The 26,999-nt window shown below is 66.7% G+C and carries 27 protein-coding genes; 3 read left to right on the plus strand and 24 right to left on the minus strand.

All coding sequences use genetic code 11. The features are described from left to right. Positions 1 to 31 precede the first annotated feature (31 nt). The 20 genes from pdxJ to DIE22_RS22415 form a co-directional block, all read right to left on the minus strand. Positions 32 to 808 carry a pyridoxine 5'-phosphate synthase gene (gene pdxJ / locus DIE22_RS22320; protein ID WP_124500145.1) on the minus strand — a complete coding sequence of 259 codons (777 nt, stop codon included), beginning with the start codon at positions 806 to 808 and terminating at the stop codon, positions 32 to 34. After that, the gene (recO, locus tag DIE22_RS22325) at positions 805 to 1,644 is read right to left on the minus strand and encodes a DNA repair protein RecO (RefSeq protein ID WP_014897645.1); all 840 of its coding nucleotides are present in this window, start codon (positions 1,642 to 1,644) and stop codon (positions 805 to 807) included. Before recO ends, pdxJ begins: the two co-directional genes overlap by 4 nt. Beyond that, positions 1,631 to 2,530, minus strand: a complete 900-nt coding sequence (gene era, locus DIE22_RS22330) for a GTPase Era (RefSeq protein WP_124500146.1) — start codon at positions 2,528 to 2,530, stop codon at positions 1,631 to 1,633. Before era ends, recO begins: the two co-directional genes overlap by 14 nt. 60 nt (positions 2,531 to 2,590) lie before the next feature. Continuing rightward, a complete protein-coding gene (gene rnc / locus DIE22_RS22335) occupies positions 2,591 to 3,859 on the minus strand; it encodes a ribonuclease III (RefSeq protein WP_124606118.1) in 1,269 nt (422 codons plus the stop codon). A 153-nt stretch (positions 3,860 to 4,012) separates the two neighbouring features. Next, positions 4,013 to 4,906, minus strand: coding sequence for a signal peptidase I (lepB, locus tag DIE22_RS22340; protein ID WP_124606119.1), 894 nt, complete (start codon positions 4,904 to 4,906; stop codon positions 4,013 to 4,015). Between the two features lie 16 nt (positions 4,907 to 4,922). After that, entirely contained in the window at positions 4,923 to 6,716 is a 1,794-nt protein-coding gene (gene lepA / locus DIE22_RS22345; RefSeq protein WP_124500149.1) for a translation elongation factor 4, read from the minus strand. Between the two features lie 234 nt (positions 6,717 to 6,950). Next, entirely contained in the window at positions 6,951 to 7,187 is a 237-nt protein-coding gene (locus tag DIE22_RS22350; protein WP_124500150.1) for a glutaredoxin family protein, read from the minus strand. 7 nt (positions 7,188 to 7,194) lie between these two features. Then, positions 7,195 to 8,694 carry a DegQ family serine endoprotease gene (locus tag DIE22_RS22355; protein ID WP_124500151.1) on the minus strand — a complete coding sequence of 500 codons (1,500 nt, stop codon included), beginning with the start codon at positions 8,692 to 8,694 and terminating at the stop codon, positions 7,195 to 7,197. Positions 8,695 to 8,710: 16 nt separating this feature from the next. Further along, positions 8,711 to 9,763, minus strand: coding sequence for a MucB/RseB C-terminal domain-containing protein (locus DIE22_RS22360; RefSeq protein ID WP_124606120.1), 1,053 nt, complete (start codon positions 9,761 to 9,763; stop codon positions 8,711 to 8,713). A 5-nt stretch (positions 9,764 to 9,768) separates the two neighbouring features. Then, positions 9,769 to 10,386 (minus strand): sigma-E factor negative regulatory protein, encoded by a 618-nt coding sequence (locus DIE22_RS22365; RefSeq protein WP_124606151.1) that lies wholly within the window; start codon positions 10,384 to 10,386, stop codon positions 9,769 to 9,771. An 88-nt stretch (positions 10,387 to 10,474) separates the two neighbouring features. Beyond that, entirely contained in the window at positions 10,475 to 11,074 is a 600-nt protein-coding gene (gene rpoE, locus DIE22_RS22370; protein WP_006752490.1) for an RNA polymerase sigma factor RpoE, read from the minus strand. A gap of 91 nt (positions 11,075 to 11,165) precedes the next feature. Then, entirely contained in the window at positions 11,166 to 11,630 is a 465-nt protein-coding gene (locus tag DIE22_RS22375) for a protein YgfX (RefSeq protein WP_124500153.1), read from the minus strand. Positions 11,631 to 11,642: 12 nt separating this feature from the next. Continuing rightward, positions 11,643 to 12,875: a beta-ketoacyl-ACP synthase II gene (fabF, locus tag DIE22_RS22380; RefSeq protein ID WP_124500154.1), complete on the minus strand. Its 1,233-nt coding sequence runs from the start codon at positions 12,873 to 12,875 to the stop codon at positions 11,643 to 11,645. Positions 12,876 to 13,037: 162 nt separating this feature from the next. After that, positions 13,038 to 13,277, minus strand: a complete 240-nt coding sequence (acpP, locus tag DIE22_RS22385) for an acyl carrier protein (RefSeq protein ID WP_004197638.1) — start codon at positions 13,275 to 13,277, stop codon at positions 13,038 to 13,040. A gap of 145 nt (positions 13,278 to 13,422) precedes the next feature. Further along, the gene (fabG, locus tag DIE22_RS22390; RefSeq protein ID WP_059678690.1) at positions 13,423 to 14,172 is read right to left on the minus strand and encodes a 3-oxoacyl-ACP reductase FabG; all 750 of its coding nucleotides are present in this window, start codon (positions 14,170 to 14,172) and stop codon (positions 13,423 to 13,425) included. 36 nt (positions 14,173 to 14,208) lie between these two features. Further along, positions 14,209 to 15,141: an ACP S-malonyltransferase gene (fabD, locus tag DIE22_RS22395; protein ID WP_124606121.1), complete on the minus strand. Its 933-nt coding sequence runs from the start codon at positions 15,139 to 15,141 to the stop codon at positions 14,209 to 14,211. An 85-nt stretch (positions 15,142 to 15,226) separates the two neighbouring features. Continuing rightward, the gene (locus DIE22_RS22400) at positions 15,227 to 16,216 is read right to left on the minus strand and encodes a beta-ketoacyl-ACP synthase III (protein ID WP_124500156.1); all 990 of its coding nucleotides are present in this window, start codon (positions 16,214 to 16,216) and stop codon (positions 15,227 to 15,229) included. Further along, the gene (gene plsX, locus DIE22_RS22405) at positions 16,217 to 17,323 is read right to left on the minus strand and encodes a phosphate acyltransferase PlsX (RefSeq protein ID WP_124500157.1); all 1,107 of its coding nucleotides are present in this window, start codon (positions 17,321 to 17,323) and stop codon (positions 16,217 to 16,219) included. Between the two features lie 129 nt (positions 17,324 to 17,452). Then, a complete protein-coding gene (rpmF, locus tag DIE22_RS22410; protein ID WP_006051932.1) occupies positions 17,453 to 17,632 on the minus strand; it encodes a 50S ribosomal protein L32 in 180 nt (59 codons plus the stop codon). Between the two features lie 98 nt (positions 17,633 to 17,730). Further along, complete coding sequence (locus DIE22_RS22415; RefSeq protein WP_124606122.1) at positions 17,731 to 18,366, minus strand: DUF177 domain-containing protein; 636 nt, start codon at positions 18,364 to 18,366, stop codon at positions 17,731 to 17,733. A 255-nt stretch (positions 18,367 to 18,621) separates the two neighbouring features. Here DIE22_RS22415 and DIE22_RS22420 point away from each other — a divergent pair, with 255 nt between their 5' ends. Together DIE22_RS22420 and DIE22_RS22425 are read left to right on the plus strand one after the other, a co-directional pair. Further along, positions 18,622 to 19,251, plus strand: a complete 630-nt coding sequence (locus DIE22_RS22420; RefSeq protein WP_124500159.1) for a Maf-like protein — start codon at positions 18,622 to 18,624, stop codon at positions 19,249 to 19,251. Next, positions 19,248 to 19,970: an SAM-dependent methyltransferase gene (locus DIE22_RS22425; protein ID WP_124500160.1), complete on the plus strand. Its 723-nt coding sequence runs from the start codon at positions 19,248 to 19,250 to the stop codon at positions 19,968 to 19,970. Before DIE22_RS22420 ends, DIE22_RS22425 begins: the two co-directional genes overlap by 4 nt. 70 nt (positions 19,971 to 20,040) lie before the next feature. Here the strand turns inward: DIE22_RS22425 and DIE22_RS22430 are convergent, their stop codons facing one another. The 4 genes from DIE22_RS22430 to DIE22_RS22445 are packed head-to-tail and all read right to left on the minus strand — an operon-like array spanning position 20,041 to position 23,122. Then, positions 20,041 to 21,033, minus strand: a complete 993-nt coding sequence (locus DIE22_RS22430; protein ID WP_124500161.1) for a S49 family peptidase — start codon at positions 21,031 to 21,033, stop codon at positions 20,041 to 20,043. 12 nt (positions 21,034 to 21,045) lie between these two features. Beyond that, positions 21,046 to 21,456 carry a Rieske 2Fe-2S domain-containing protein gene (locus DIE22_RS22435; protein WP_124500205.1) on the minus strand — a complete coding sequence of 137 codons (411 nt, stop codon included), beginning with the start codon at positions 21,454 to 21,456 and terminating at the stop codon, positions 21,046 to 21,048. Then, positions 21,453 to 22,112 carry an HAD-IA family hydrolase gene (locus tag DIE22_RS22440; RefSeq protein WP_124606123.1) on the minus strand — a complete coding sequence of 220 codons (660 nt, stop codon included), beginning with the start codon at positions 22,110 to 22,112 and terminating at the stop codon, positions 21,453 to 21,455. Before DIE22_RS22440 ends, DIE22_RS22435 begins: the two co-directional genes overlap by 4 nt. A gap of 5 nt (positions 22,113 to 22,117) precedes the next feature. Then, positions 22,118 to 23,122: an RluA family pseudouridine synthase gene (locus DIE22_RS22445; RefSeq protein WP_124500163.1), complete on the minus strand. Its 1,005-nt coding sequence runs from the start codon at positions 23,120 to 23,122 to the stop codon at positions 22,118 to 22,120. Positions 23,123 to 23,843: 721 nt separating this feature from the next. Between DIE22_RS22445 and DIE22_RS22455 the strand changes: the two genes are divergently transcribed. After that, positions 23,844 to 26,999, plus strand: a complete 3,156-nt coding sequence (locus tag DIE22_RS22455; RefSeq protein WP_124606124.1) for a ribonuclease E/G — start codon at positions 23,844 to 23,846, stop codon at positions 26,997 to 26,999.

Genomic DNA, 26,999 nt, shown 5'->3' on the forward strand with positions numbered 1-26,999 from the left:
CGAGTAAAACGCGCGCGCGCGGAATGCATCGTCAGCGCGCGCCGCCGTGCAACGCGGCGACACGCGCGGCAACCATGATCGCCTTCATCTCGCGCACCGCGTTGTCCCAGCCCGCGAAGAGCGCGTGCGCGACGATCGCGTGGCCGATGTTCAGTTCGACGATGCCGTCGATCGCGGCGATCTGCTGCACGTTCGTGTAATGCAGGCCGTGACCGGCATTGACCTTCAGGCCCAGTTGCGCGCCGGCGTGCACGCCCGCCACGATGCGCTCGTATTCGCGCTGCTGCTCGGCTTCGTCGTGCGCATCGGCGTAGCGGCCGGTATGCAGCTCGATCACCGGCGCGCCGGCTTCGTGCGCGGCGCGAATCTGTGTTTCGTCCGGATCGATGAACAGCGACACGCGCACACCGGCGTCGGCGAGCTGCGTGCAGGCCGCACGCACGGCCTCGAAGCGGCCGGCGACGTCGAGGCCGCCTTCGGTCGTGAGCTCCTCGCGCTTCTCGGGCACGAGGCACGCGTCGTGCGGACGGACTTCGCATGCGATGTCGAGCATCTCGGCCGTCACCGCGCATTCGAGGTTCATCCGCGTCTTCAGCAGCGGGCGCAGCTTGCGCACGTCGGCGTCGACGATGTGGCGGCGGTCCTCGCGCAGGTGCAGCGTGATCGCGTCCGCACCGGCCTCTTCGGCGGCGAGCGCCGCGCGGATCGGATCGGGATAGGTCGTGCCGCGCGCGTTGCGCAGCGTCGCGACGTGGTCGATGTTCACGCCGAGGTCGATGACGGTCGGCGTTGTCAGGAAGAAGCTCATAGGTTTTGCAGGTCGATCAGGATCTGACGCGTGGCAAGCGGCGTGCCGCCGAGATAGGTGTTCAGCAGGAAGCGCATCAGCGTCTTGCTTTGCGCAACCGTCTGGGCTCGATGGTAATCGTCCTGCTCCATGTCGAGCAACGTCTGTCCGGTAATCACCGGCCAGTGCGACGGCACGTCGTCGTCCGCATTGCGCACGCCGCGTTCGGGATCGAACACGTAGCGGCGATCGGGTTCGACCGCGCGGCGCGCGACCGTGCGGTTCAGCGCCATCGCATAGCCCGTCTCGCGCAGCAGCACGCGCTCGAACGAGCGCAGCACCTGCACCGCCGGCTCGCCGTGCGCGAGGCGCGTGAGGGTCAGCACGTAATGATTGAAGAGCGGCGGCTGGGGATCCTCGCGTGCGCAGAATTTCACGAGCAGCTCGTTCGCGTAGAAGCCGCACAGCAGCCCGTCGCCGCCGAGCGGCAACATCCCGCCCACCCACTCGGCGCCCGTCAGCGTGCGCACTTCGGATTTGCCCGACCAGGACAGCAGCAGCGGCTGGAACGTCTGCAGCACACCGCGCAGCGCGGAGTGCGGGCGCTTCGCGCCCTTCGCGACGAGCGCGAGGCGGCCGTGATCGCGCGTGAGCACGTCGATGATCAGGCTCGTTTCCCGGTACGGATAGCTGTGCAGCACGAACGCCGGCTGCTCGGCGACGCGGAAATCGGACGTGCGAGACGTCGCGCGCCGCGCCTTGCGACGCGGCGGTTCTGGCGGTGCCGGCAGCGGCGCGTCGTTCGCGCCGGCGGTCACCGCGTCTTCGGTCGACGTCAGCGCGTCATTCGTACCCATAGGCGCGCAGCCCCGCCTCGTTGTCGGCCCAGCCGCTCTTCACCTTCACGAAGGTCTCGAGGTACACGGGGCCGTCGAACAGCTTTTCCATGTCCATCCGCGCCTCGGTGCTGATCTGCTTGAGCTTCTCGCCCTTCTTGCCGATCACCATCGCCTTGTGCGAATCGCGTTCGACGAGGATCGTCGCGAAGATGCGCTTCAGGCGCCCTTCCTCCTCGAACTTGTCGATCAGCACGGTGCTCGTGTACGGCAGTTCGTCGCCGGTCCAGCGGAACACCTTCTCGCGCAGGATTTCGGCCGCGAGGAAGCGCGAACTGCGGTCGGTCAGTTCGTCCTCGCCATAGATCGGCTCGCCTTCCGGCAGGTACGGCTTGATCGTGTCCAGCAGGCGCTTGATGTCTTCCGGCCGCTGCGCCGACAGCGGCACGAGCTCGGTGAATTCGCGCAGCGCGCTCATCTGCTGCATGAACGGGAACAGCGTCGCCTTGTCGGCCACGCGGTCGATCTTGTTCGCGATCAGCAGCGTCGGCATGCCGGGCGGGATCAGGTCGAGCACCTTCTGGTCGTCGGGCCCGAAGCGGCCGGCCTCGATCACGAACAGGATCACGTCGACCGACGTGAGCGTCGACGTGACCGCGCGGTTCAGCGAGCGGTTCAGCGCGGTGCTGTGACGGGTCTGGAAACCCGGCGTGTCGACGAACACGAATTGCGCGTCGTCGAACGTGTTGATGCCGGTGATGCGATGGCGGGTCGTTTGCGCCTTGCGCGACGTGATGCTGATCTTCTGGCCGACGAGTGCGTTCATCAACGTCGACTTGCCGACGTTCGGGCGGCCCACGATCGCGATCATGCCGCAACGGAAACCGGTAGGAGCGGGAGTGTTCATATCGTTTGGGAGACAGGTTCGGAACCGGCCGCGCGACGCGCGGCACGATCGATGGGCAATTCAGTGGTCGGCATCGGCCGCGCGCGCCTGCGCGGCGGCGAGGCTTGCGCCGCCTGGCGGCGTCTCGGTGTCGGGCGCCGCAGCGTCGCGGGCGCGCGGCGCCGCACGCGAAGCGGCATCGGAACCGGCCGCCGGCTTGTCAGCGGACGACACGACCGGATCGGTCGCCTGGCCTGCTGGCTTGTCGGCTGCACGGGGTGTGCCTTCCGCCGGCTTGTCGGCGCGCTCGGCCGGCTTGTCCGCCGCGCGTGAGCCGGTTTCGCCGCGATCCGACGGCTTGTCGGACGTCTTTTCGGCAGGCTTGTCGGCTGTCGGCTTCGCGGAACGGTCAGCCTTGTCCGCAGCCGTTTCCACGTGCGCCGCGCGAATCGCGGCCATCGGCGCCTGCGCCGGCCGCTCGGTCGGCTGCGCGCCGGCGTCGGACGCAGCAGACGCAGCAGCCATCTTCGCGTCGCGCGCCACCGCACGCTCCTTCCGTTCCGGAGAACGCAGGTCGAGCGCTTCCTGCACGCCCTTCACGCCCGGCACGATTTCGGGCTCGACGTGCTTCGATCCGCGTGCGTTCTTCGAACGTTTCGGCTTTGCGGCCAGCATCGGCGCGGCCGCCAGCACCTCGTCGAGCGCCTTCTTCGCGGCAGCCTGCTCGGCCGCCCGCCGGCTCGCGCCGGAGCCCGACACCTTCACGTCGAGCTTCGGCACCGTGCATTCGACCTCGAACTGCTGATTGTGCGCCGCACCATGCGTCGCGACGACCGTGTAGGTCGGCAGCGCGATCTTGTGCCCCTGCAGGTACTCCTGCAGCAGCGTCTTCGCGTCCTTGCCGAGCGTGCGCGGATCGATATGGTCGAGAATCGGGATATAGAGGCGCTTGATGACCCCTTGGGCGGCTTCGAAGCCGCCATCGAGGAACACGGCCCCGATGATGGCTTCGAACGCGTCCGCGAGGATCGACGGGCGGCGGAAGCCGCCGCTGCGCAGTTCGCCCTCGCCCAGCCGCAGCCCTTCCGAGATATTCAGGGCCTGAGCGATTTCATACAGCGACTGCTGCTTGACGAGATTGGCGCGCACGCGCGACAGGTCGCCTTCGTCCAGCTTGCCGAAACGCTGGAACAAAAGGGCGGCCACCGCGCAATTCAGAACGGAGTCGCCGAGAAACTCGAGCCGTTCGTTGTGCGTGGCACTGTGACTACGATGGGTCAAAGCCTGGCGCAACAATTCCGCATTGCGAAATTCGTAGCGCAGCCGGCTTTCCAACTGGGATAGGGGCATGTGCAGGAGTATAACGCGGGCGCCGGTCGGGCCGAAACGGCACGGCCGGACGCGAAAAGGCGTGACGAGGCGGTGTTACCGCCGGTTCTTAAAGTAGTTCGGCAATACGCGACGCGGCCCGTGCGTCGCGTATTGCGTGTACGTCGAACGCGGTCAGTTGAAGGAACCGATGCGCTTCAGGTCGCCGAAGTTCATCCAGATGAAGAACGCGCGGCCGACGATGTTGTTGTCTGGCACGAAACCCCAGTAGCGGCTGTCCGCGCTGTTGTCACGGTTGTCGCCCATCATGAAGTAATGACCCGGCGGCACCTTGCAGATCACGCCGCGGCTGTTGTACGTGCAGTTGTCGCGATACGGATAGTCGTAGGCGCCCATCACGAACGGCGGCACGGCAGGGTTGTTGAGGATCGCGTTCTTCTTCGCGCCGATCGTTTCCTCGAACTGCTTCGCGTAGTTCTGGCGCTCGTCGTCGAAGTAATCCGGCAGCGGCGTTTCGGGCACCGGCTGGCCGTTGATCGTCAGCTGCTTGTCCTGATAGGCGACGGTGTCGCCCGGCAGGCCGATCACGCGCTTGATGTAGTCGACCGACTCGTCCTTCGGATAGCGGAACACGACGACGTCGCCGCGCGACAGCGGGCTGCCCTGTGTGATCTTCGTGTTCGCGATCGGCAGGCGCAGACCGTACTCGAACTTGTTGACGAGGATGAAGTCGCCGACCAGCAGCGTCGGCACCATCGAGCCCGACGGGATCTTGAACGGCTCGACGATGAACGAACGCACGACGAACACCGCCAGGATCACCGGGAAGAAGCTCGCGGTGTACTCGAGCCACCACGGCTGGCGCAGCTTTTCGTCGCGCAGCTTCGAACGCGTCTGCACCGCGTTTTCGTCCGCGAAACGCTTGTCGATGCGCGCCTGCTGGCGATCGAACTCCTCGATCGCCGCATCGGCCGCGTTGCGTCGCCGCGGCAGGAACACCAGTTTGTCCAGCACCCACGCTACGCCCGTCACGACGACGAGCACAAAAAGAATCAGCGCAAAATTCATAAAAGGATCAGTCCTGTTATTTGTCTTCGACGCGCAAGATCGCGAGGAACGCTTCCTGCGGGATCTCGACCGAACCCACCTGCTTCATGCGTTTCTTACCTTCTTTCTGCTTCTCGAGCAGTTTCTTCTTTCGCGTGATGTCGCCGCCGTAGCACTTCGCGAGCACGTTCTTGCGCAGTGCCTTGATGTTCTCGCGTGCGACGATGTGCGCGCCGATCGCGGCCTGGATCGCCACGTCGTACATCTGGCGCGGGATGATCTCGCGCATCTTCGCGGCAACTTCGCGGCCGCGATACTGCGACTGCGACCGGTGCACGATGATCGACAGCGCGTCGACCTTGTCGCCGTTGATCAGCATGTCGACCTTCACGACGTCCGACGAACGGTATTCCTTGAACTCGTAGTCCATCGACGCATAGCCGCGCGACACCGACTTCAGGCGATCGAAGAAGTCGAGCACGATCTCGGCCATCGGGATCTCGTACGTGAGCTGCACCTGGCGGCCGTGATACTGCATGTTGATCTGCGAGCCGCGCTTCTGCTCGCACAGCGTGATCACGGAGCCGACATAGTCCTGCGGCATGTACAGGTTCACGGTGACGATCGGCTCGCGAACTTCGGCGATGCGGCCGGGCTCCGGCATCTTCGCCGGGTTCTCGACCATGATCGTCGAGCCGTCGCTCTGCACGACCTCGTAGACGACCGTCGGGGCGGTCGTGATGAGGTCCATGTCGAACTCGCGCTCGAGCCGCTCCTGCACGATTTCCATGTGCAGCAGCCCGAGGAAGCCGCAGCGGAAACCGAAGCCGAGCGCCTGCGACACTTCCGGCTCGTACTGCAGCGACGCGTCGTTGAGCTTCAGCTTCTCGAGCGATTCGCGCAGCGCGTCGTACTGGTTCGCCTCGACCGGATAGAGGCCCGCGAACACCTGCGGCTTCACTTCCTTGAAGCCCGGCAGCGGCTCGGCGGCAGCCTTGGTCACGTGCGTGACGGTATCGCCGACCTTCGCGGCCGTCAGTTCCTTGATGCCGGCGATGATGAAGCCCACCTGCCCTGCCGACAGCGATTCGAGATTGCGCGACTTCGGCGTGAACACGCCGACGTGCTCGACCGGATACTGCGCGCCGGTCGCCATCATCTTGATCTTGTCCTTCGGACGCAGCGTGCCGTTGACGATGCGAACCAGCATCACGACGCCAACGTAGTTGTCGAACCACGAGTCGATGATCAGCGCCTGCAGCGGCGCGGCCGTATCGCCCTTCGGCGGCGGCACCTTCGCGATCAGCGCCTCGAGCACGTCCTCGACGCCGAGACCCGTCTTCGCGCTGCAGCGCGTCGCATCGGTCGCGTCGATGCCGATCACGTCCTCGATCTCCTCGATCGCGTTCTCGGGGTTCGCGGCCGGCAGGTCGATCTTGTTCAGCACCGGCACGACCTCGACGCCGAGCTCGATCGCCGTGTAGCAGTTCGCGACCGTCTGCGCCTCGACGCCCTGGCTCGCGTCGACCACGAGCAGCGCACCTTCGCACGCGGACAGCGAACGGCTGACTTCGTACGAGAAGTCGACGTGCCCCGGCGTATCGATCAGGTTGAGGTTGTAGACCTTGCCGTCGCGGGCGCGATAGGACAGTGCAGCCGTCTGCGCCTTGATCGTGATGCCGCGCTCGCGCTCGATATCCATCGAGTCGAGCACCTGCGCTTCCATTTCACGGTCGGCGAGGCCGCCGCATACCTGGATGATGCGATCCGCGAGCGTCGACTTGCCGTGGTCGATGTGCGCGATGATCGAGAAATTGCGAATATGATCCATTCAGTGCCGATCAAGCGAAAAAGGCGCGCTCGACGACTGCGGAGCACGCCTTGTAAGTCGGTGAAAAAACGGCCTATTTTAGCCGAAAAGGCCTTTGCCGGGCGGTAATTTGGGACGCCCGGTTAGGGACGCCCGGTCAGGGACGCCTGGCCCGGGGCACCCTGCCGGACGCGCTGGCGGGCGATCCTGCCGCCGACAGCCCCGAGCGGGGCGCGTCAGGCACCCCGGCCCGGCTCAGCGCCGGGCCGCGAGTGCACCGCGTACCTTCGCCTCGTCGAACCGGTGGCGGCAGACTTCCGTGCCGTCCAGCAGCAACACCGGCACATCCTCGTCGTAGCGGGCGACGAGTGCCGGATCGGCATCGATGTCGACGTAGTCGAGCACAACGCCGAATTCGGCCGCCACCGGGGCCAGCGCGTCGCGCATGTCGTCGCACAGGTGGCACCAGCCGCGGCCGTAGAGCGTGAACATCGGCGCGTTACTTCTGGGCCGGGCGCGGGCGCACCGGCACGAACTGCGTGTTGTCGCCGCGCCGCACGAGCACTGCGACCGCCTTCTGCGGATCAAGCTGCGCGGTCACTTCGGCGAACTGCTTCGCGCTCGTGATGTCGGTGTCGCCGACGCGCAGCACGATGTCGCCGCGCTGCAGGCCCGCCCGCGCCGCCGGGCCGTCGACACCGTCGATCTGCACGCCGTTCTTCAGCTTCAGCGACTTCATCTGATCCGCCGGAATGTCGCTGACCGTCAAGCCGAGCGAATTGGCCTGGCGCGGCTTCTGCGGCGCGTTCTTGCGCTGCTCGGCCTTCACCGTCGTCTCTGCCGGCGTCTCGGCGATCGTGATCGGCAGATCGCGCGCCTGACCCTTGCGCCACACGCTCACGGTCGCCTTGGTGCCCGGCTTCGTGTCGCCGACCATGCGCGGCAGATCCGACGCCGCATCGACCGGCCGGCCGTTGAACTTCAGGATGATGTCGCCCGGCTGGATGCCCGCCTTGTCGGCCGGACCGCCCGGCTCGACGCTGCTGACCAGCGCGCCCTCCGCCTTCGGCAGCCCGATCGAGTCGGCCACGTCCTTCGTCACCTCGCCGATCGCCACCGCGATGCGGCCGCGCGTGACCTTGCCGGTTGCCTTCAGCTGGTCGGCCACGCGCATCGCCTCGTCGATCGGAATCGCGAACGAAATGCCCATGAACCCGCCGGTGCGGCTGTAGATCTGCGAGTTGATGCCGATCACCTCGCCCTGCATGTTGATCAGCGGGCCGCCCGAATTGCCGGGGTTCACCGCGACGTCGGTCTGGATGAACGGCAGATAGTCGCCCGTGTTGCGGCTCTTCGAACTGACGATGCCGGCCGTCACGGTGTTGTCGAGGCCGAACGGCGAGCCGATCGCGACGACCCACTCGCCGACGCGCACCTTGTTCGAATCGCCGATCGCGACGACCGGGAGGCTGGACGCCTGGATCTTGACCACCGCGACGTCCGTGCGGTCGTCGACGCCGATCAGCTTCGCCTTGAATTCGCGCTTGTCGGTCAGCGTCACGTAGATGGTGTCCGCATCGTCGACGACGTGCGCGTTGGTCATCACGTAACCGTCTGCCGACACGATGAAGCCCGAACCGACACCGCGGTTCTGCTCGGTGTCGGGCGGATTGTCCGGCGCCGGCGCGTTCTTCGGGTTGCCGTTGCCGCCACCGTTGCCGGGCGCCTGCGGCAGCGGAATGCCGAAGAAGCGCCGGAAGAATTCCGACATGTCGCCGTTGTCGAAGCCCGGCGGGAGCCCGCCGCGCGGGCCAGGCATCGGCACGTTCGCGGTGGTCCGGATGTTCACGACGGCCGGGCCGACCTTCTCGACCAGATCGGCGAAGTCGGGAAGGCTGGCAGCGGGAGGCGTGACAGCGGCCGCGGTTTGCGGGACGAGCGGCAGGCAGGCCCACAGCGCCGCCGCCGCGAGCACTTTGCGCAGCGTGAGTTTCGTCATGTCGGAAGCCGTAGCGTTACTTGGAAGCCTTGTATTCTATGGCAGACGCGAACTGCTGCAACGTGGCCGGCGGCACTTCGCCGAGCACGGTGATCCAGTAGTCGCCGCGGCGCTTCACGAGAACGTGGGTCGCGCCGGTGCTGCCCGCGCCTTCCTTGCGCGTGTTCTTTTCGGCGGGCTCGATGAAGACGGAGATCGTCGCGAGCCCGTCGGTGAAGACGGCCTGGTCGACCGCGATCGGTGGATCGCCGGCGTCGCGCGCGGCCATCGGCCGGCGCACCTCGCGAATCTTCCGGAAGCCGGCGATGGTCGGCGCGATCTGCCAGCCCTGCGCTTCCATGTCGACCGTCGCGACCGGCGGACGGACCACCGTCCAGCCGCTCAGGTTCCGCATGCCGGCCGCGATCGCGGACTTGTCGCCGGTCGCGCCACCCGTCTGCAGTTGCGAGAACGCGACCTGCTCGAGCACGTGATCGCTTGCATCGAGCGTCTGCGAACGCAGCAGCAGCCCGGTACGGGCGTCGGCCCACAGCTTGTACGTGAAGCGGTATGCATCCTTCGGCACGAGCTCGACCACCTGCGCGTCGATCCCTGCCACACGGTCCTTGCCGAGCAGCTTCGCGTCATAAACGGACATCACGTGCTCGCCGCCCGCGCCGAGCAGCGCGGGGAACGAATCGCGCGTCTGGCGGCGCTCGACCACGCACAGCTTGCGCTCGGGCACGAACGTGTAAAGCTCGTCGTTATGCCGCAGGACCTTGCGCGGCTTGCCGTCGAGCGACTCGATCCGCTCGAACTCGCCGTCCCGGGACGCGACGTGCGCGATGCGCGACGACTGGACATAACCGCCGCGCTGGTAGACGAACGTACCCTCGTAGCTCTGCTGCTGCGCCGCCTGCTGGATGCGGTCGAGCCAGTCCGCCGCACCCTTGCGGGTGGCGACGGGGTCGTCCGGTTGCTGGGCGCTGGCTGGGACGGATTGAACGGACAACAGGGCGGCTGCGCAAAGCAGGAGGGCCGGCAGCCGCTTCCATCCGGAGATGGTGTGATTCAACTGCAATGTCCGCATCGGGTTTATTGGCCTGGCGTGGTGGTCACGGCAGCGCGGATCAGCGGCATCGAGCCCGTGACGACGGGCTGCTGAGCGAATTGCTGGTGCGCTTCAAGGTATTGGTCGAGACTTGCGTCGCGAATGATGTTGACGTCCTGCAGGCCCGGCTGCGCCGATGCCTGCGCAACCGTCACGCGCTGCAGGCTGCCGCTCTGCGGCGCGCCTGTCGATGCGACCTGGACGGCGCCCGGCACACCGGCCGTCTGCATTTGCGGGACGACGATCCACGTCAGCGTGGCGGCCGCGGCGGCCACCGCGAACGCGGGCACGACACGGCGGCGCAGCGACAGCAGCTTGCGCGCGACCGGCGCGGCAGCCGGCGCGAGCAGGTGCGGCTCGCTTTCGAGCGCGGCCGACATGCGCGCGGTAAACGCGACGCTCAGCGCGGGCGACAGCGCGAGCTCGTCCGAGCGCAGCGCATCGCCGATCAGGTGGTAATGGGCCCACGCAGCGCGATCCGCGCGGTCGAGCTCAGCCAGAAACTGCCCGTGTTCCGGGCCGTCGAACAGTTCACCGTCGACCAGAGCGGAAAGGCGCTCGCCGCGCGAGCACGCTTGCGACTGCGTATTGACCGACCCCATGATGCTCCCCATCTTGCACACACCCCGTCGTGATTTCACGACTCTATCCGTAACTAGACCCCGACCCGCGTCGTTGCACCCGTCGCGCTTACCAGCGCTTGCCTTCGGGCGTATCGAGCAGCGGACGCAATTTCGCAGCGATTGCCTCGCGCGCCCGGAAGATCCGCGACCGGACCGTCCCGATCGGACAATCCATCATTTCCGCGATCTCTTCGTAGCTCAGTCCCTCGATCTCGCGCAGCGTAATCGCCTGGCGCAGTTCTTCGGGCAGGACGGCCATTGCAGCGTTGACCGTCTCGGCAATCTGCTTGCTCATCAACATCGACTCAGGCGTGTTGATATCCCTTAGTTGGTCTGCGTCGGAGAAAGTTTCCGCTTCCTCGGCATCGGCCTCGGTGGAGGTCGGTGCCCGGCGGCCCTGCGTCGCAAGGTAGTTCTTCGCCGTATTGACGGCAATCCGGTACAACCACGTGTAGAACGCCGACTCGCCGCGAAATTGCGGCAGTGCACGATACGCCTTGATGAACGCGTCCTGGGCCACATCCTCGACCTCGGCGGGATCGCGCACGAGGCGCGAGATCAGCCGAATGATCTTGCGGTGGTATTTGGAGACCAGGAGTTCGAACGCTGCCTTGTCGCCTTTCTGTACGCGCTCGACCAGAGCCTGATCGATTTCTTTTTCACTCACCTGACAAATCCGTTAACTAGGGATGCAACGCGGAACGTTATTGTAGCGTTCCGGCGCCGGCCGCTGGTTACGGTCGGTAACCGCGCCGCCGTCATGCCCGCCCCGCCGTGCCCGCGGTACGCGCCAGCACGGACAGCGCGCTGAACGATGCGGCATCGAGCGCATCGGCCGGAATCAGCAGCGGCCGGGCACGCCGGGCGCCCTGCCCGACCGACAGCACGAGCAGCAGGCTGCTCCAGTGTGCATGGCCGGTCACGCGGCCCCGGGCCAGCAGGCGCCCGGTGCGGCCAAACGCCGCAATCTCCCCGAATGCATCGATCCGCAGCTCGGCCGGCAGCCGACGGGCACAGGTGCGTGCGGCACACACCGCAAGCAGTGCGGCCGTCGCCGCGGACCCGCACGCGCCGGCGGCGGCACCGGCCCGCGGCGCCCAGAACAGGTACGCGGACGCGGCAGCCGCCGCAACGAACACGGCCAGCACGACATACGACACGGCCGAGGCCCGCAACGCAAAGCGCTGCGGACGCCCGGCCGGAGCATCGAATGGACTCGTCAAGCGATTTCAGCGTCAGACGCGCTTGAACACCAGCGTGCCGTTGGTACCGCCGAAGCCGAAGTTGTTCTTCACGGCCACGTCGATCTTCATGTCACGCGCGGTGTTCGCGCAGTAATCGAGATCGCACTCGGGATCCTGGTTGAAGATGTTGATGGTCGGCGGCGACACGTTGTTGTGCAGCGCCAGCACCGTGAACACCGACTCGAGGCCGCCCGCGCCACCCAGCAGGTGACCCGTCATCGACTTCGTCGAGTTCACGACGAGCTTGTACGCGTGCTCGCCGAATGCCGCCTTCACCGCTTCGGACTCGTTCTTGTCGCCGAGCGGCGTCGACGTGCCGTGCGCGTTCAGATACTGGACCTCGTCCGCATTCACGCCGGCGTCGCGCAGTGCCGCGACCATGCAGCGGCGCGGACCGTCCATGTTCGGCGCGGTCATATGGTACGCATCGCCCGTCATGCCGAAGCCCGAGACTTCCGCATAGATCTTCGCGCCGCGCGCCTTGGCCGCCTCGTACTCCTCGAGCACCATCACGCCTGAACCCTCGCCCAGCACGAAGCCGTCGCGGTCCTTGTCCCACGGACGGGATGCGGTAGCCGGATCGTCGTTGCGGGTCGACAGCGCACGCGCGGCCGCGAAGCCGCCGATGCCCAGCGGCGACACCGTCGATTCGGCGCCGCCCGCGACCATCACGTCGGCATCGCCGGCCTGGATCAGGCGTGCCGCGAGGCCGATGCTGTGCAGACCGGTCGTGCAGGCCGTCACGGCCGCGAGGTTCGGGCCCTTCAGGCCGAACATGATGCTCAGGTGACCCGAGATCATGTTGATGATCGAACCCGGCACGAAGAACGGCGAAATCCGGCGTGCGCCGCGATCGACGTAGGTCTGGTGCGTGTCTTCGATCATCGGCAGGCCGCCGATGCCGGAGCCGACCAGCACGCCGATGCGTTCCGCATTGGCTTCGTTCACTTCGAGGCCGCTGTCCCGGATTGCCTGGACGCCGGCTGCGATGCCGTAATGGATGAACGTATCCATGTTGCGGGCTTCCTTCGCGGGAATGTATTCCTCGGCGCTGAAACCCTTCACCTCGCCCGCGAAATGCACGGCGAGGTTCGACGGATCGAACTTCGTGACGGTGGCGATGCCGGACTTGCCGGCGACGAGATTGGCCCAGCCGTCGGCAACATTATTGCCAACGGGCGAAATCAGCCCCAGGCCTGTAACGACAACACGACGGCGGCTCACGGTAACCTCTTTTCCATTGGATGACAAAAACAAAAGCCACAGTGGCCACAGGAATCAGCCCTGCGAGCCCTGTGGCTGTTAGTCCGTCCGGCGCGAATGCCGGCAGGATGGTGCGTCAATCGCGAAGATCGCGGCGACGTGGCGGACAAGCGCGAAAGGCGCTTACGCCTTGACGTTTGCGCGAGCGTAGTCGATCGCTTGCTGAACGGTCGTGATCTTCTCTGCTTCTTCGTCCGGGATTTCCATGCCGAACTCGTCTTCGAGCGCCATCACCAGTTCGACCGTGTCGAGCGAATCCGCGCCCAGGTCGTTCACGAACGATGCTTCGTTCTTGATCTCGGCTTCAGCGACGCCCAGTTGTTCAGCGACGATCTTCTTGACACGTTGTTCGATGTTATCCATTACCCCTCCGAGGGAAAGTTCAGATTTACAAGTGCGCGCATTTTATCAGGTTTGCTGCCGGCAAAAACGCGCGTTGGCTTGATGGCCGATCAAGCGCCGATCCGCCTGAAAAACGGGATACGGCGCGGATGTTAAACGAAAATCCTTACGACATGTACATGCCGCCGTTCACATGCAGCGTCGTGCCGGTGATGTAGCCGGCCTGCGGCGAGGCGAGGAACGCGACGGCATGGGCGATGTCTTCCGGGCTGCCGAGGCGGCCGAGCGGAATCTGGGTCTTGAGCGCGGTCTGCTGTTCTTCCGGCAGCGTCTTCGTCATGTCGGTGTCGATGAAGCCCGGCGCGACGCAGTTCACCGTGATGCCGCGGCTGCCGATCTCGCGTGCGAGCGCACGGGTCATGCCCGCGACGCCGGCCTTCGCGGCCGCGTAGTTGGCCTGGCCCGGGTTGCCGGCCGAGCCGACCACCGACGTGATGTTGATGATGCGGCCGCCGCGGGCCTTCATCATCGGGCGCAGCACCGCACGCGACAGGCGGAACACCGACTTCAGGTTGGTGTCGATCACCGCATCCCAGTCCTCGTCCTTCATCCGCATCGCGAGCTGGTCCTGCGTGATCCCGGCGTTGTTGACGAGCACGTGGAGCGCGCCGAATTCCTTCACGGTCGCGTCGATCAGCGCTTCGGCAGCCGCCGCGTCGTTGACGTTCAGCACCGCGCCGCGGCCCGTCACGCCCGCTTCCGCGAACCCGGCGGTAATCGCGGCGGCGCCCGATTCGCTCGTCGCCGTGCCGATCACCGTCGCGCCCAGGCGCGCGAGTTCGAGCGCGATCGCCCGGCCGATGCCGCGCGAAGCGCCGGTCACGATCGCGACCTGTTTATCGAGAGTCTTTTCCATGAATCGAATATCCGTCTCTTGAGGAAAGGCGCCGCGTCAGGCGGTCACCAGCTTCAGTGCTTCGTCGAGCGAAGCCGGATCGAACACCGATGCGCCGACCAGGTTGCCGTCGATGCGCTTCGTCAGGCCTGCCAGCACCTTGCCCGGACCGCATTCGATCACGTGCGTGACGCCCGTGCCCGCGATGTGCTGCACGCATTCGACCCAGCGCACCGGGCCTGCGGCCTGGCGCACCAGCGCATCCCTGATCGCGGCCGGATCGCTGACCACCGCGACATCGATGTTGTTGACGACCGGAATCTGCGGCGCCTTCACGTCGACGTTCGCGAGATAGTCGCGCAACTGGTCCGACGCCGGCTTGAGCAGCGACGAATGGAACGGCGCCGATACCGGCAGCGGCAGCGCGCGCTTCGCGCCCTTCGCCTTCGCGATCTCGCATGCCTTCTCGACGGCCGCCTTCGCGCCCGCGATCACGACCTGCGCCGGCGCGTTGAAGTTCACCGCCTCGACTACGCCCGCTTCCGCGGCTTCGGCACACACCGCGCGCACCGTGTCGTCGTCGAGACCCAGGATCGCGGCCATGCCGCCCTGGCCGACCGGCACGGCGGTCTGCATCGCCTGCGCGCGGAAGCGCACGAGCGGCACTGCGTCCTTGAACGCGATCGCGCCCGCAGCGACGAGCGCCGAGTATTCGCCGAGGCTGTGGCCCGCGACGATCGACGGCGCCGGGCCGCCGGCCTGCTGCCATGCGCGATAGCACGCGTAGGCGGCCGTCAGCATCACGGGCTGCGTGTTGGTGGTCAGATTCAGCTCGTCGGCCGGACCTTCGGCGATCAGCTTGCCGAGATCCTGATTGAGTGCATCGGATGCTTCCTGGAGCGTCTCGCGCACGACGGCCAGGTCGGCGAATGCATTGAGCATGCCGACCGACTGCGAGCCCTGCCCCGGAAAAACGAATGCAAATTTCATATCGTCCCCAATTGAATCGATTCGGACGGCGCGCGCGAACGGCGCGCCGGTTCGGGATCCGCGTGCAGCGCTCGCGCGCCGCGGATCAGAAGCGGAAGACCGACGCGCCCCAGGTGAAGCCGCCGCCGACGCCTTCGATCAGCACGTGCTGGCCGCGCTGGATGCGGCCGTCGCGCACTGCGACGTCGAGCGCCAGCGGGATCGATGCCGCCGACGTATTGCCGTGCTGGTCGACCGTCACGACCATGCGCTCCTGCGGCAGGCCGAGCTTGCGGCAGGTGCTGGTCATGATGCGGATGTTGGCCTGGTGCGGAATCAGCCAGTCGACCTGCTCGGGTGCGAGATTCGCCTTGGCGAGCGCCTCGATCGCGACCTTTTCGAGCACGTTGACCGCGAGCTTGAACACGGCCTGCCCGTCCATGTACAGGAACGCGCTGCCGTCGATCACGCCGCGATTGACGTTGCCCGGCGTGCAGAGGATGTTCGAATAGCTGCCGTCCGCGTGCAGTGCGCTGCCGAGCACGCCCGGCTCGTCCGACGCGGACAGGATCACCGCGCCCGCGCCGTCGCCGAACAGCACGCAGGTCGTGCGGTCCTTGAAGTCGAGAATGCGCGAGAACGTCTCCGCGCCGATGACGAGCGCCGTACGGTGCTGGCCGCTGCGGATGAAGCTGTCGGCCGTCGCCATCGCATAGGCAAAGCCCGAGCACACGGCCTGCACGTCGAATGCCGCGCCGCCGTTCTTGATGCCGAGCTTGTTCTGCAGCAGGCATGCCGTGCTGGGGAACACGAAATCAGGGGTCGAAGTCGCGACGATGATCAGGTCGATCGACTGCGGATCGATGTCGGCCGCCTCGATCGCACGACGCGCCGCTTCGAGCGCGAGATCGCTCGTCGTGACGTCCGGTGCGGCGAAATGGCGCGCATGGATGCCCGTGCGCGCAACGATCCACTCATCGCTCGTCTCGATGCCTTCCTTCGCGAGACGATCGGCGAGCTGCTGGTTCGTGACGCGGTCGGGCGGCAGGTAGCTGCCCGTGCCGAGCACGCGGGAATAGAGAGTCGATTGGGCCATTTATGCTTTAGAGGATTGCGCAGCGGAAGGTTCGGCGTGATGGCCTGCGGCCGGGCTCGTCCGGCCCGCGCCGCCCGCGTCGTGTTCGCCATCGCCGAGCGATACCGAATTGTCCGCCATCGCGCGCGTGAGGCGCTCCAGCACGCCGTTTTTGACGGCATCATACCCGCGTTTGATCGCCCACTCAAACGCGTAGGCATCGGCCGAACCGTGGCTTTTGATCACGAGGCTCTTCAGCCCCAGCAGCGCCGCGCCGTTGTACTGGCGATGGTCGACGCGCTTCTTGAAGCGCATCAGCACCGGCAGCGCGAGCAGCGCCATCAGCTTCGACATCAGCGAACGGCCAAACTCCTCGCGGATGATGTCGGACAGCATCTGCGCGAGCCCTTCGGACGTCTTCAGCGCGACGTTGCCGACGAAGCCGTCGCAGACGATCACGTCGACCGTACCCTTGTAGATGTCGTTGCCTTCGACGTTGCCGCGGAAATTCAGCGTGCTGGCGCGCAGCAGTTCACCTGCGCGCTTGATCGTCTCGTTGCCCTTGATGACCTCTTCGCCGATGTTCAGCAGGCCGATCGTCGGGCGCTCCTTGCCTTCGAGCGCGGCGACGAGCGCGTGCCCCATTTCCGCGAACTGCAGCAGGTGCTGCGGCTCGCAGTCGACGTTCGCGCCGAGGTCCAGCATCATCGTGTAGCCGGTCGGATTCGGCAGCGCGAACGCGATCGCAGGCCGCTCGATGCCGGGCAGCGTCTTGAGCACATAACGGGAAACGGCCATCAGCGCGCCGGTGTTGCCGGCGGAGATACAGGCCTGGGCCGCGCCCTCCTTGACGTGATTGAGCGCGACACGCATCGAAGAATCCTTCTTCTTGCGCAGCGCCACTTCGACAGGGTCGTCCATCGCCACGACTTCGGTGGCGGGCACGATGGTCAGCGCGGGATCGTCGAGTGCTTTCAGCTTTTTCAGCTGGGCGCGGATCGCGCTTTCGATGCCGACGAGCATCAGGTGCGCATCGGGATGCGCGCGGACGAACTTGACTGCCGCGGGAACGGTCACGGACGGGCCGTGGTCGCCTCCCATGCAATCGATTGTGAGCTTTACGGTCATGGAATGCGACGAATTTCAGGCACAAAAAAGCGGCAGTTGAATGCCGCCTTTTTGTTGAGCCAGGAAAGTGTCAAGCGAACCAGTTGTCACGCGAACGGCGATCGTAGCGCGCAACGCGTGACTTGACGCTTAGTCGTTCTTCGTCTTGACGACTTTCTTGCCGCGATAATAGCCGTTCGGGCTGACGTGGTGACGCAGGTGCACTTCACCCGTGCTCGGCTCGACTGCCAGCGGCGCTGCCGTCAGGAAATCGTGCGAACGATGCATGCCGCGCTTCGACGGCGACTTCTTGTTTTGCTGGACTGCCATGACTAACTCCTAAATAATTTTCCGGATTCTAACACAGCCCGATCCGGCGCTTAACTACCCTGGCCCAAAGCCCTTACGCCTTCCCGCGCCACAACTGCTTAGTGTTTCTTGTTGCCGTCCCCGTCCTTCTTCAGCGCTTCCAGCGCCGCGAACGGATTCGGCCGTTTGCCTTCGTCCTCGTCTTCGACGGACTCATCGTCCGCGTCTTCCGAAGGACCGCTCGCACCCGACACGAGGCTTTCGTGAACTGCCGGGCAAACCTCGTGCTTGGGCACGAGCGGCAACGAAAGCAGCAATTCCTCTTCGATCAAGTCGACGAGATCGAACTGGCGCGAGCCCACGATCACATCGGCTTCATCGTCGTCGAGCGGAAATTCCTCAGCCTCTTCTTCGGTCGCGACGACCCGGTACGTCATGTCGACGCCGAACGCCTGGTCGTACGGGGTCATGCAGCGCTGGCACGTGAGCCACGCATGGCCGTGCACCGCGAGGCGCAGATACGGCTGCTGCCCATCGGCGCCGTCGTCCTGCAACTCCTTCTGGGTGAACCCTTCGGCCTGCCACGTGAAGACCGTGTCGCGATCTGGCGCGTCCGCCGGCACTTCGTTCAGCATGCGCGGCAGTTGCGACAGGCGCACCGCACCCGCTGCCTGCCGCCCGCTGCGGGCGAATTCGAACAGGTCGACTGCGTGCGGATCAAGCGATGCCGCAGGCTTGCCAGAAGAAGTGTTCATGTTGCGCTCCTGCCTACAGGCTGACTTGCGGGATCCGGCTTGCTGGCGCCGCTCATTTGGCGCCGCTCACGTACGCGATCTACGCCGCGTACGATGACGTACTTTACTTCCGAAGACCCGGCAGGCGCCACCACAGTGAAAGCCTGCCGACGAAAAGCGGGAAAGCATACCTGTTTTACCTTTTGCGGTCAATCACTTATGCTTGCGCCCTCGCGACACCGCGTTACACCCGACGACTCACCGACCCAACCGACCATGCCGGATACCGTTCGCCGCCCGCCGCGGCTGATTCTTGCCTCCAGTTCCCGCTACCGCCGCACGCTCCTCGAGCGCCTCGGCCTGCCGTTCGACGTCGTGTCACCCGAGCTCGACGAAACCCCGCTCGCGGGCGAAACACCTGCCGCGACCGCGCTGCGCCTCGCCGGCGCGAAGGCGCGCGCGGTCGCCGCGACGATCGACGCGCCGGACGGCGTGCTCGTGATCGGGTCGGACCAGGTCGCGACGTTCGACGGCCGCCAGATCGGCAAGCCCGGTACGCACGAGCGTGCGCTCGCGCAGCTCCTGTCGATGCAGGGGCGCGACGTCGAGTTCCACAGTGCGCTCAGCCTGTACGACAGCCGCACGGGTGAAACCCAGAGCGAGGACGTCGTCACCCACGTGCGCTTCCGTTCACTGCCCGAAGCCGAACTCGATGCGTACCTGCGCGCGGAGACGCCGTACGACGTCGCCGGCAGCGCGAAGTCCGAAGGACTCGGCATCGCGCTGCTCGACGCGATCGACTCCGACGACCCGACGGCGCTCGTCGGCCTGCCGCTGATCGCGCTCACGCGGATGCTGCGCACCGCGGGCTATCCACTCTTCGCCAGCCAAGGAGACCGCGCATGACGGCCGGAACGCTCTATCTCGTCCCGAACACCCTCGGAGAGGGCGACGAATCGATGCTCGCCGCCGTACTGCCTGCGGCCGTGCAGGCTCGCGCCGGCACGCTCGGCTATTACATCGGCGAAAACGCGAAAACGACCCGCGCGTTCCTGAAGAAGATCGGCACGACGCGACCGATCCAGGAAATCGAGATCCGCGAACTGAACGTCAACACGCCAGCCGGCGAGATCGACCGGCTGCTGGCGCCGGTGCTGGCGGGTGCGGATGCGGGGCTCGTGTCCGAGGCCGGCTGCCCCGCCGTTGCCGATCCCGGCGCGCTGCTGGTCCGCCGCGCGCACGAGCGCGGTGTGAAGGTCGTGCCGCTCGTCGGGCCGAGTTCGATCCTGCTCGCGCTGATGGCGTCGGGCCTGAATGGCCAGAGCTTCGCGTTCAACGGCTACCTGCCGGTCGATGCGGCCGCACGCGCGAAGCGCCTGCGCGAACTCGAGCAACTGTCGCGCAAGGCGCGCCAGACGCAGATCTTCATCGAGACGCCGTACCGGAACCACGCGATGCTCGACACGCTCGTCGCGACCTGTGCGCCGTCGACGCAGATCTGCGTCGCGGCCGACCTGACCCTCGAGACCGAGACGATCGCCAGCCGCTCGGTGGCGGACTGGAAAAAGGCGCCTGCGCCGAATCTGCACAAGCGCCCGGCCATCTTCCTGCTGCTCGCGAACTGAGGGGCGCACCGCAGCCGCTTCTCGGCACGGGGCGCCCGCCCGGTTCGCCGCGGCGGCGGCCGGCCGCCGCTCAGCGCAGGCTGAACGACGTGCCGCCCGCGGTGAGCGCCTTCATCGCCGCTCCGCCTACCGCCGCGCCGAACTTGCGCGCGACGCGGTTGGTCAGGCTTTCCTTCACCGTGTAGTCGACGAGATCCGGCGCCTTCAGCACGTCGCGCGCGACCGTGTCGGTCGTGCCGTAGCCGTCGGCAAGCCCGAGCTCGACGCTCTTCTCGCCCGTCCAGAACAGGCCCGAGAACATGTCGGGCGTTTCGTGCAGGCGCTTGCCGCGGCCATCCTTCACGGCCTTGATGAACTGCGCATGGACCTGGTCGAGCAGCGCCTGTGCGTGGGCGTCCATCTTCGACGTCTCGGGCGAGAACGGATCGTAGAAGCCCTTGTTTTCACCCGACGTGTGCAGGCGGCGATCGACGCCGAGCTTGCCCATCAGGCCCGTGAAGCCGAACCCGTCCATCAGCACGCCAATCGAGCCGACGATGCTCGCCTTGTCGACGAAGATCTTGTCGGCGGCGGACGCAATGTAATAACCGCCCGATGCGCACATGTCGGTCACGACGACGTACAACGGCTTGCCCGGATACTTCGTGCGCAGCCGACGGATCTCGTCATAGACCATCCCGGCCTGCACCGGACTGCCGCCCGGGCTGTTGATCCGCAGCACGACGCCGGCCGTGCCGTCGTCATCGAACGCGGCATCGAGCGCCGTGTTGATGTCGTCGGCGTTCGCATTGGTGCCCGCCGCGATCTCGCCGTCGATCGTCACGAGCGCCGTGTGGCGCCCGCTCGACGAGAACTTCGAGTCGCTCGAAAAATCGATCAGCGCGAACGCGAGCAGCACGAACACGCCGAGGAACGCGAAGCGGAAGAAGATCTTCCAGCGACGCGCGGCGCGCTGCTCCTTGACGGCGGCGAGCGCGATCCGCTCGAGCGCCGCGCGCTCCCAGTTCGGCTCGCGGCTGTCGGGACGGGACGCGGAATCAGGGCTATTCGGTTGGTCGGCCATGCAGTGGTGTCGTCAGTCGGTCGTGGCGGGAGGGGTCGGAGCGGCGGGACGCAGGTCGGCATCGGGCACCCAGAATACCGCACGCCCGTCCGGCGTGTCGCGCTCGTCGACCTCCACCGGCCGCAGGCGGCCGCCGCGGCACGGGCCGCCGACGCACTTGCCGGTATCCGGCGCGTAGATCGCGCCGTGCGTCGCGCACATCAGGTACAGGCCCGACGACTCGAAGAACTGCCCTTCGGCCCAGTCGAGCTCCATCGGCACGTGCGCGCAGCGGTTCAGGTAGCCGTACGCACGGCCGTCGTAGCGCACGAAGAACACGACCGCCTGCTCGCCGCGCAGCGTCGCGTCGACGCGCACGCCGGCGCCGCCGTCGGCCAGCGCGTCCGATGCGCACACGCGCACGGCTTCCTGCGCCGCGCTCACGCGTGCTCCCGCAGCCATGCCGCCAGCGCGACGACGTCCGGCGCGACGAAGCGCGGCGTCAGCGCGGCCAGCGCGTCGGCCGTATGCGCGCCGTACGAGACGCCGATGCCGGCCGCCCCTGCGCTCGCGGCCATCTGCAGGTCGTGCGTGGTGTCGCCGATCATCACGGTGCGCGCAAGATCCTGCCCCAATTCGCGGGACAGTTCGTGCAGCATCGCCGGATGCGGCTTCGAGAACGTCTCGTCCGCGCAGCGCGTCGCATCGAACACGCTCGTCAGCTTCGACTGGTCGAGCACGCGGTTCAGCCCGACCCGGCCCTTGCCGGTCGCGACCGCAAGCAAATATCCCGTATCGCGCAATTCCGCGAGCAGTTCGCGCACGCCGGCGAACAGCTCGATGCGCTGATCGTCCAGCAGGTAGTGATAGCGGTAACGCTCGGCGAGCCGCGGATAGTCGGACGGATCGAGGGTCGGAGCGGTAATCTGCAGCGCATCGCGCAAGCCGAGGCCGATCACGTAGCGGGACGCCTCGTCCGACGGCGTGGGCAGGCCGAGATCGCGGCAAGCGGCCTGGATGCTGTGCGCGATGTGCGCAGTCGAATCCATCAGCGTGCCGTCCCAGTCGAAGACGATCAGATCAAATTGCTGTCGGGCCATGCGAGTCAGGCGGTATCGCGCAGAGCGCTGAGTTGATCGAGGAAGCGCCGGCATTCGTCCGGCAGCGGCGCGTCGAACTGCAGCGCCTCGCCGGTCAGCGGGTGCGCGAGCGTCAGCCGGTGTGCATGCAGGAACATCCGTTTCAGCGACGGCTGCGCATTCGCGCGCGCCAGCGCCTTGTTCAGTGCGAAATCGCCGTACTTGGCGTCGCCGGCGATCGGCAGGCCGAGATGCGCGAGGTGCACACGGATCTGATGGGTTCGACCCGTTTTGAGTTCCGCTTCGACCAGCGCGTAGTCCGGCCAGCGCTCGATCAGGTTGAACACCGTGTGCGACGGCAGGCCGTCGTCCTGCACGCGCACCCGCCGCTCCCCTTCCGGGGTCGAATACTTGAACAGCGGCGCCTTCACCGCGCGGCGGCGGCCCCAGTCGGGCTGCCATTCGCCGTGTCCGCACGCGAAGTAGCGCTTGTCCATCCGGTTTTCGCGGATCTGCTCGTGCAGGCCGACGAGCGCCGTGCGCTTCTTCGCGAGCATCAGGATCCCGGACGTCTCGCGGTCGAGCCGGTGCACGAGTTCGAGGAATTTCGCGCGCGGACGCGCCTGGCGCATCTGCTCGATCACGCCGAACGCGACGCCGCTGCCGCCGTGCACCGCGACGCCGGCCGGCTTGTTGATGACGAGCATCGCGTCGTCTTCGTACAGCACCTCGAACTGCGCGGGCGGCACGATCGGCGTGTCGGCGCGCGCGAGGTCGGCCGCCGCCACCCGCACGGGCGGCACGCGGACGACGTCGCCGAACGCGAGGCGGTACTGGGCGTCGACCCGACCCTTGTTGACGCGCACTTCGCCGCTGCGCAGGATCCGGTAAATATGGCTTTTGGGCACGCCTTTACAGACGCGCAACAGGAAATTGTCGATCCGCTGACCGGCCGAGTTTTCGTCGATCTGGATCATCGATACCTGGCCGCTCGCGACCGAATTCTGGGATATTTTGCCTAACTCATTCATACTGAATATAATTTTGCCCAGCCTGACGTTGAGGGTGGCCTGACAGGCCGGCCCCGGCTGAATCGGGCAAGGCGCAAGCGCAAACTGCTATTTTACTTGCGCCGGGGGTCCGCTGCTCGCCCCTAATCAAAGAGATGCAGCAAGTTGCACGCACGGCGCCGCCCGTCGGCAAGGATCGCGCCCACAGGCGGATTCGGTCGGCAAGGCGCCGCGGTAACGGAAAGTTGGTTGAAAAGAATTTGATCGGCAGCCCGGCGGCGCGAAGTGCGTCCGCAGGCTGCCGGTTGCGAAAATTACGGCGTTGCGCCCGATTTGGCCCCGCGAAGGTGCGGGGCTTGGCGACGTCAAACCAGGGAAGTACACCCCAAGCGGGAAAGTCGGGCTGGATTCGATACTCCCCGCTGCGGCCCAAGCCGCAGCATCTGCCGCCCGTCGGCGCGCGCGACGCATTGCGCGCGCCCGTGGCAATGCCCGGACTCAGGCTTAGCGCGCTTGTGCAGCGTGCGGTGTGTGAACGCCGTGCTTTGAAACCGTATTCGCAGGTGCCCAACGGCCGCCGGCCCCGTCTTTCGGGCCCAAGCGCCTCTTCAGGCAATTCTCCCCGCCATCCTTCCCGCTCCAGCGTGCTTGTGACAACACAACAAGGTGCGGCCTGCCGTCGTTCCCGCCCTCGCGACTGACAACCGCGAGGCGCCGGCAGCGGAGCCGCCTGGAGTCGTTCATGAAACGCATGCTGTTCAATGCGACGCAGCAGGAGGAGCTGCGCGTCGCCATCGTCGATGGACAAAAGCTCATCGACATCGACATCGAGACAGCCGGGCGCGAACAGCGCAAAGGCAATATCTACAAAGGTGTCATCACCCGCATCGAGCCGTCGCTCGAAGCGTGCTTCGTCAACTACGGCGAAGACCGCCACGGCTTCCTGCCGTTCAAGGAAGTCGCCCGCCAGTACTTCAAGGAAGGCATCGACATGCGCTCCGCGCGCATCCAGGATGCCCTGCGCGAAGGCCAGGAGCTGATCGTCCAGGTCGAGAAGGAAGAGCGCGGCAACAAGGGCGCCGCCCTCACGACCTTCATCTCGCTCGCCGGCCGCTACCTCGTGCTGATGCCGAACAACCCGCGCGGCGGCGGTGTGTCGCGCCGGATCGAAGGCGACGAGCGCCAGGAACTGCGCGAAACCATGGCGCAGCTGCAGATTCCGGACGGCATGAGCATGATCGCCCGCACCGCGGGCATCGGCCGCAGCGCCGAGGAACTGCAGTGGGACCTGAACTACCTGCTGCAGCTGTGGCGCGCGATCGAAGCGGCGTCGCAAAGCGGCAATGCCGGCCAGCCGATGCTGATCTATCTGGAATCGAGCCTCGTGATCCGCGCGATCCGGGACTATTTCCAGCCCGATATCGGCGAAATCCTGATCGACACGACCGAGATCTATGATCAGGCCCGTGCGTTCATGGACATCGTGATGCCGGACAACGTGTCGAAGGTGAAGCGCTACCACGACGACGTGCCGCTCTTCTCCCGCTTCCAGATCGAGCACCAGATCGAGACCGCATACTCGCGCACGGTGCCGCTGCCGTCGGGCGGCGCGATCGTGATCGACCACACCGAAGCGCTCGTCGCGATCGACGTGAACTCGGCGCGTGCGACCAAGGGCGCGGACATCGAGGAAACGGCGACCCGCACGAACCTCGAAGCGGCGGACGAAGTGGCCCGCCAGCTGCGCCTGCGCGACCTCGGCGGCCTGATCGTGATCGACTTCATCGACATGGAGTCGGCCAAGAGCCAGCGCGAAGTCGAGCAGCGCCTGAAGGACGCGCTCAAGCACGACCGTGCGCGCGTGCAGATGGGCAAGATCTCGCGCTTCGGCCTGATGGAACTGTCGCGCCAGCGCCTGCGCCCGGCCCTGTCGGAAGGCAGCCACGTGACGTGCCCGCGCTGTAACGGCACCGGCCACATCCGCGATACCGAATCGTCCGCGCTGCAGGTCCTGCGGATCATTCAGGAAGAAGCGATGAAGGAAAACACCGCGGCGATCCACTGCCAGGTGCCGGTCGAGGTGACCGCCTTCCTGCTCAACGAAAAGCGTCAGGAAATCAACAAGATCGAGTCGCGCTTCAAGGTCGGCATCGTGCTGATCCCGAACAAGCACCTCGATACGCCGCACTACAAGCTCGAGCGCCTGCGCCACGACGACGCGCGCCTCGACGATCCGCGTGCGTCCTGGAAGATGGCCGAGGAAGCCGCCCGCGAACTGGAGTCGGAAACCGGCTACAGCAAGCGCGCAGCCGACGTGAAGCCGAAGCAGGAAGCGGCCGTCAAGGGCATTACGCCCGAGCGTCCGGCCCCGAGCCCCGCACCGCAGCGTCCGGCCGAGCCGGTTGCGGCGCCCGCCCCGGTCGCCGCGGCAAGCGGCGGCTTCATCGGCTGGCTGAAGGGTCTGTTCGGCATGTCGCCGGCTCCGGCACCCGCGCCGGTTGCTCCGGCACCGGCGAAGGAGCAGGCTGCCCGTCCGGCGCGCGGCGAGCGCACCGAGAAGTCCGAGCAGCGCGGCGAACGCGGCGGCGATCGCAACCGCAACCGCCGTGGCGGCGCCCAGCAGGCTCAGGGCGGTCGCGGCGACCAGGCAGCGGCAGTCCGCGGCCAGTCGCAACGCCAGGAACGCGAAGGCAAGGAAGCTCGCGAGCCGCGTGAACCGCGCGAGGGTCGCGAACTGCGTGAGGGTCGCGAGCCGCGCGAAAGCCGTGAAGGCCGCGAAGGTCGTGAGGGCCGTGGCCCGCGCGAAGGTCGCGAACCCCGCGAACCGCGCGAAAGCCGTGAACCGCGCGAGAACCGCGAACCGCGCGAGCGCACCGAGCAGCCGGAAGCCGTCGAGGCAGCCGGCCGCGGCGAGCGCCAGGAACGCGGCGAACGTCGCGAGCGCGGCGAGCGCCGCAAGCCGACGCAACACGCGGCTACGCTCGAGACCGTCACCCGTGGCGAGAACCATCCGGAAGCGGAAGCCGACCAGGCCGCAGCCGTCGCCCTGCCGGGCGCCGATATCGCAGCCGACGCGGAAGCCGGCGCACGTGACGGCGAGGAACGTCGCCGCCGCCGCCGCGGCCGCCGTGGCGGTCGTCGCGAGCGCGAGGACGAAGGCGCAGTCATCGACCACGCCGAGCAAGGCGCGGACGGCGAAGCCGCCGTGCAGGCCGTGACGACGGAAGCCCCGAGCGCGGTCGAGCCGGCCCATACGGCCGCACCAGCCGCCGTGGCAGCCGTCGCCGCAGCGGGCGCCGTGGTTGCCGAGGCCGTAGTCGAACAGCGTGCCGAAGCAGTCGCGCCGGCCGCGGTCGAGCCGCAACCGGCACCGGTTCGTGTCGAAGCGACGCCGGTCGCGCCGATCGAGCCCGCCCCGGTCGCCCTGGCAGCCGAATCGGCACCGGTCGCACCGGTCGCGCCGGTCGCTGCTCCGGACGCCGGCCCGGCTCCGGTCGCGGTTTCGCCGACCGATGCGTTCGAAGTGCCGGCCGCGCCGGCTGCCGTCGAAGCGCCGCAGTCCGCGCCCGTCGAGCAAGCCGCGCCGGCACCGGTCGTCGCTGCCGAAGCTGCGCCGGCAGCCGTCGCACCGGCTCACGTCGAAGCTGCACCGGTCGAAGCCGTTGCCGCGCCGGCTCCGGCGCCCGTGCAACCGGCCGCTGCGCCCGCTTCGGCGAGCCTCGATGTCGTGCTGGAACAGGCCGGTCTCGTGTGGGTGAACACCGATGCCGACAAGTTCCGCGCTGCCCAGGAAGCCGCGTCGCACCTGCCGCGTGCGGCCCGCGTGCCGCGCGAGCGCAAGGCGCTGCCGCCGGTCGACACGACCCCGATGCAGCAGGTCGAAACGTCGCACCATTAA

This window comes from Burkholderia sp. Bp9142 (genome assembly GCF_003853415.1).
Classification (GTDB): Bacteria; Pseudomonadota; Gammaproteobacteria; order Burkholderiales; family Burkholderiaceae; genus Burkholderia.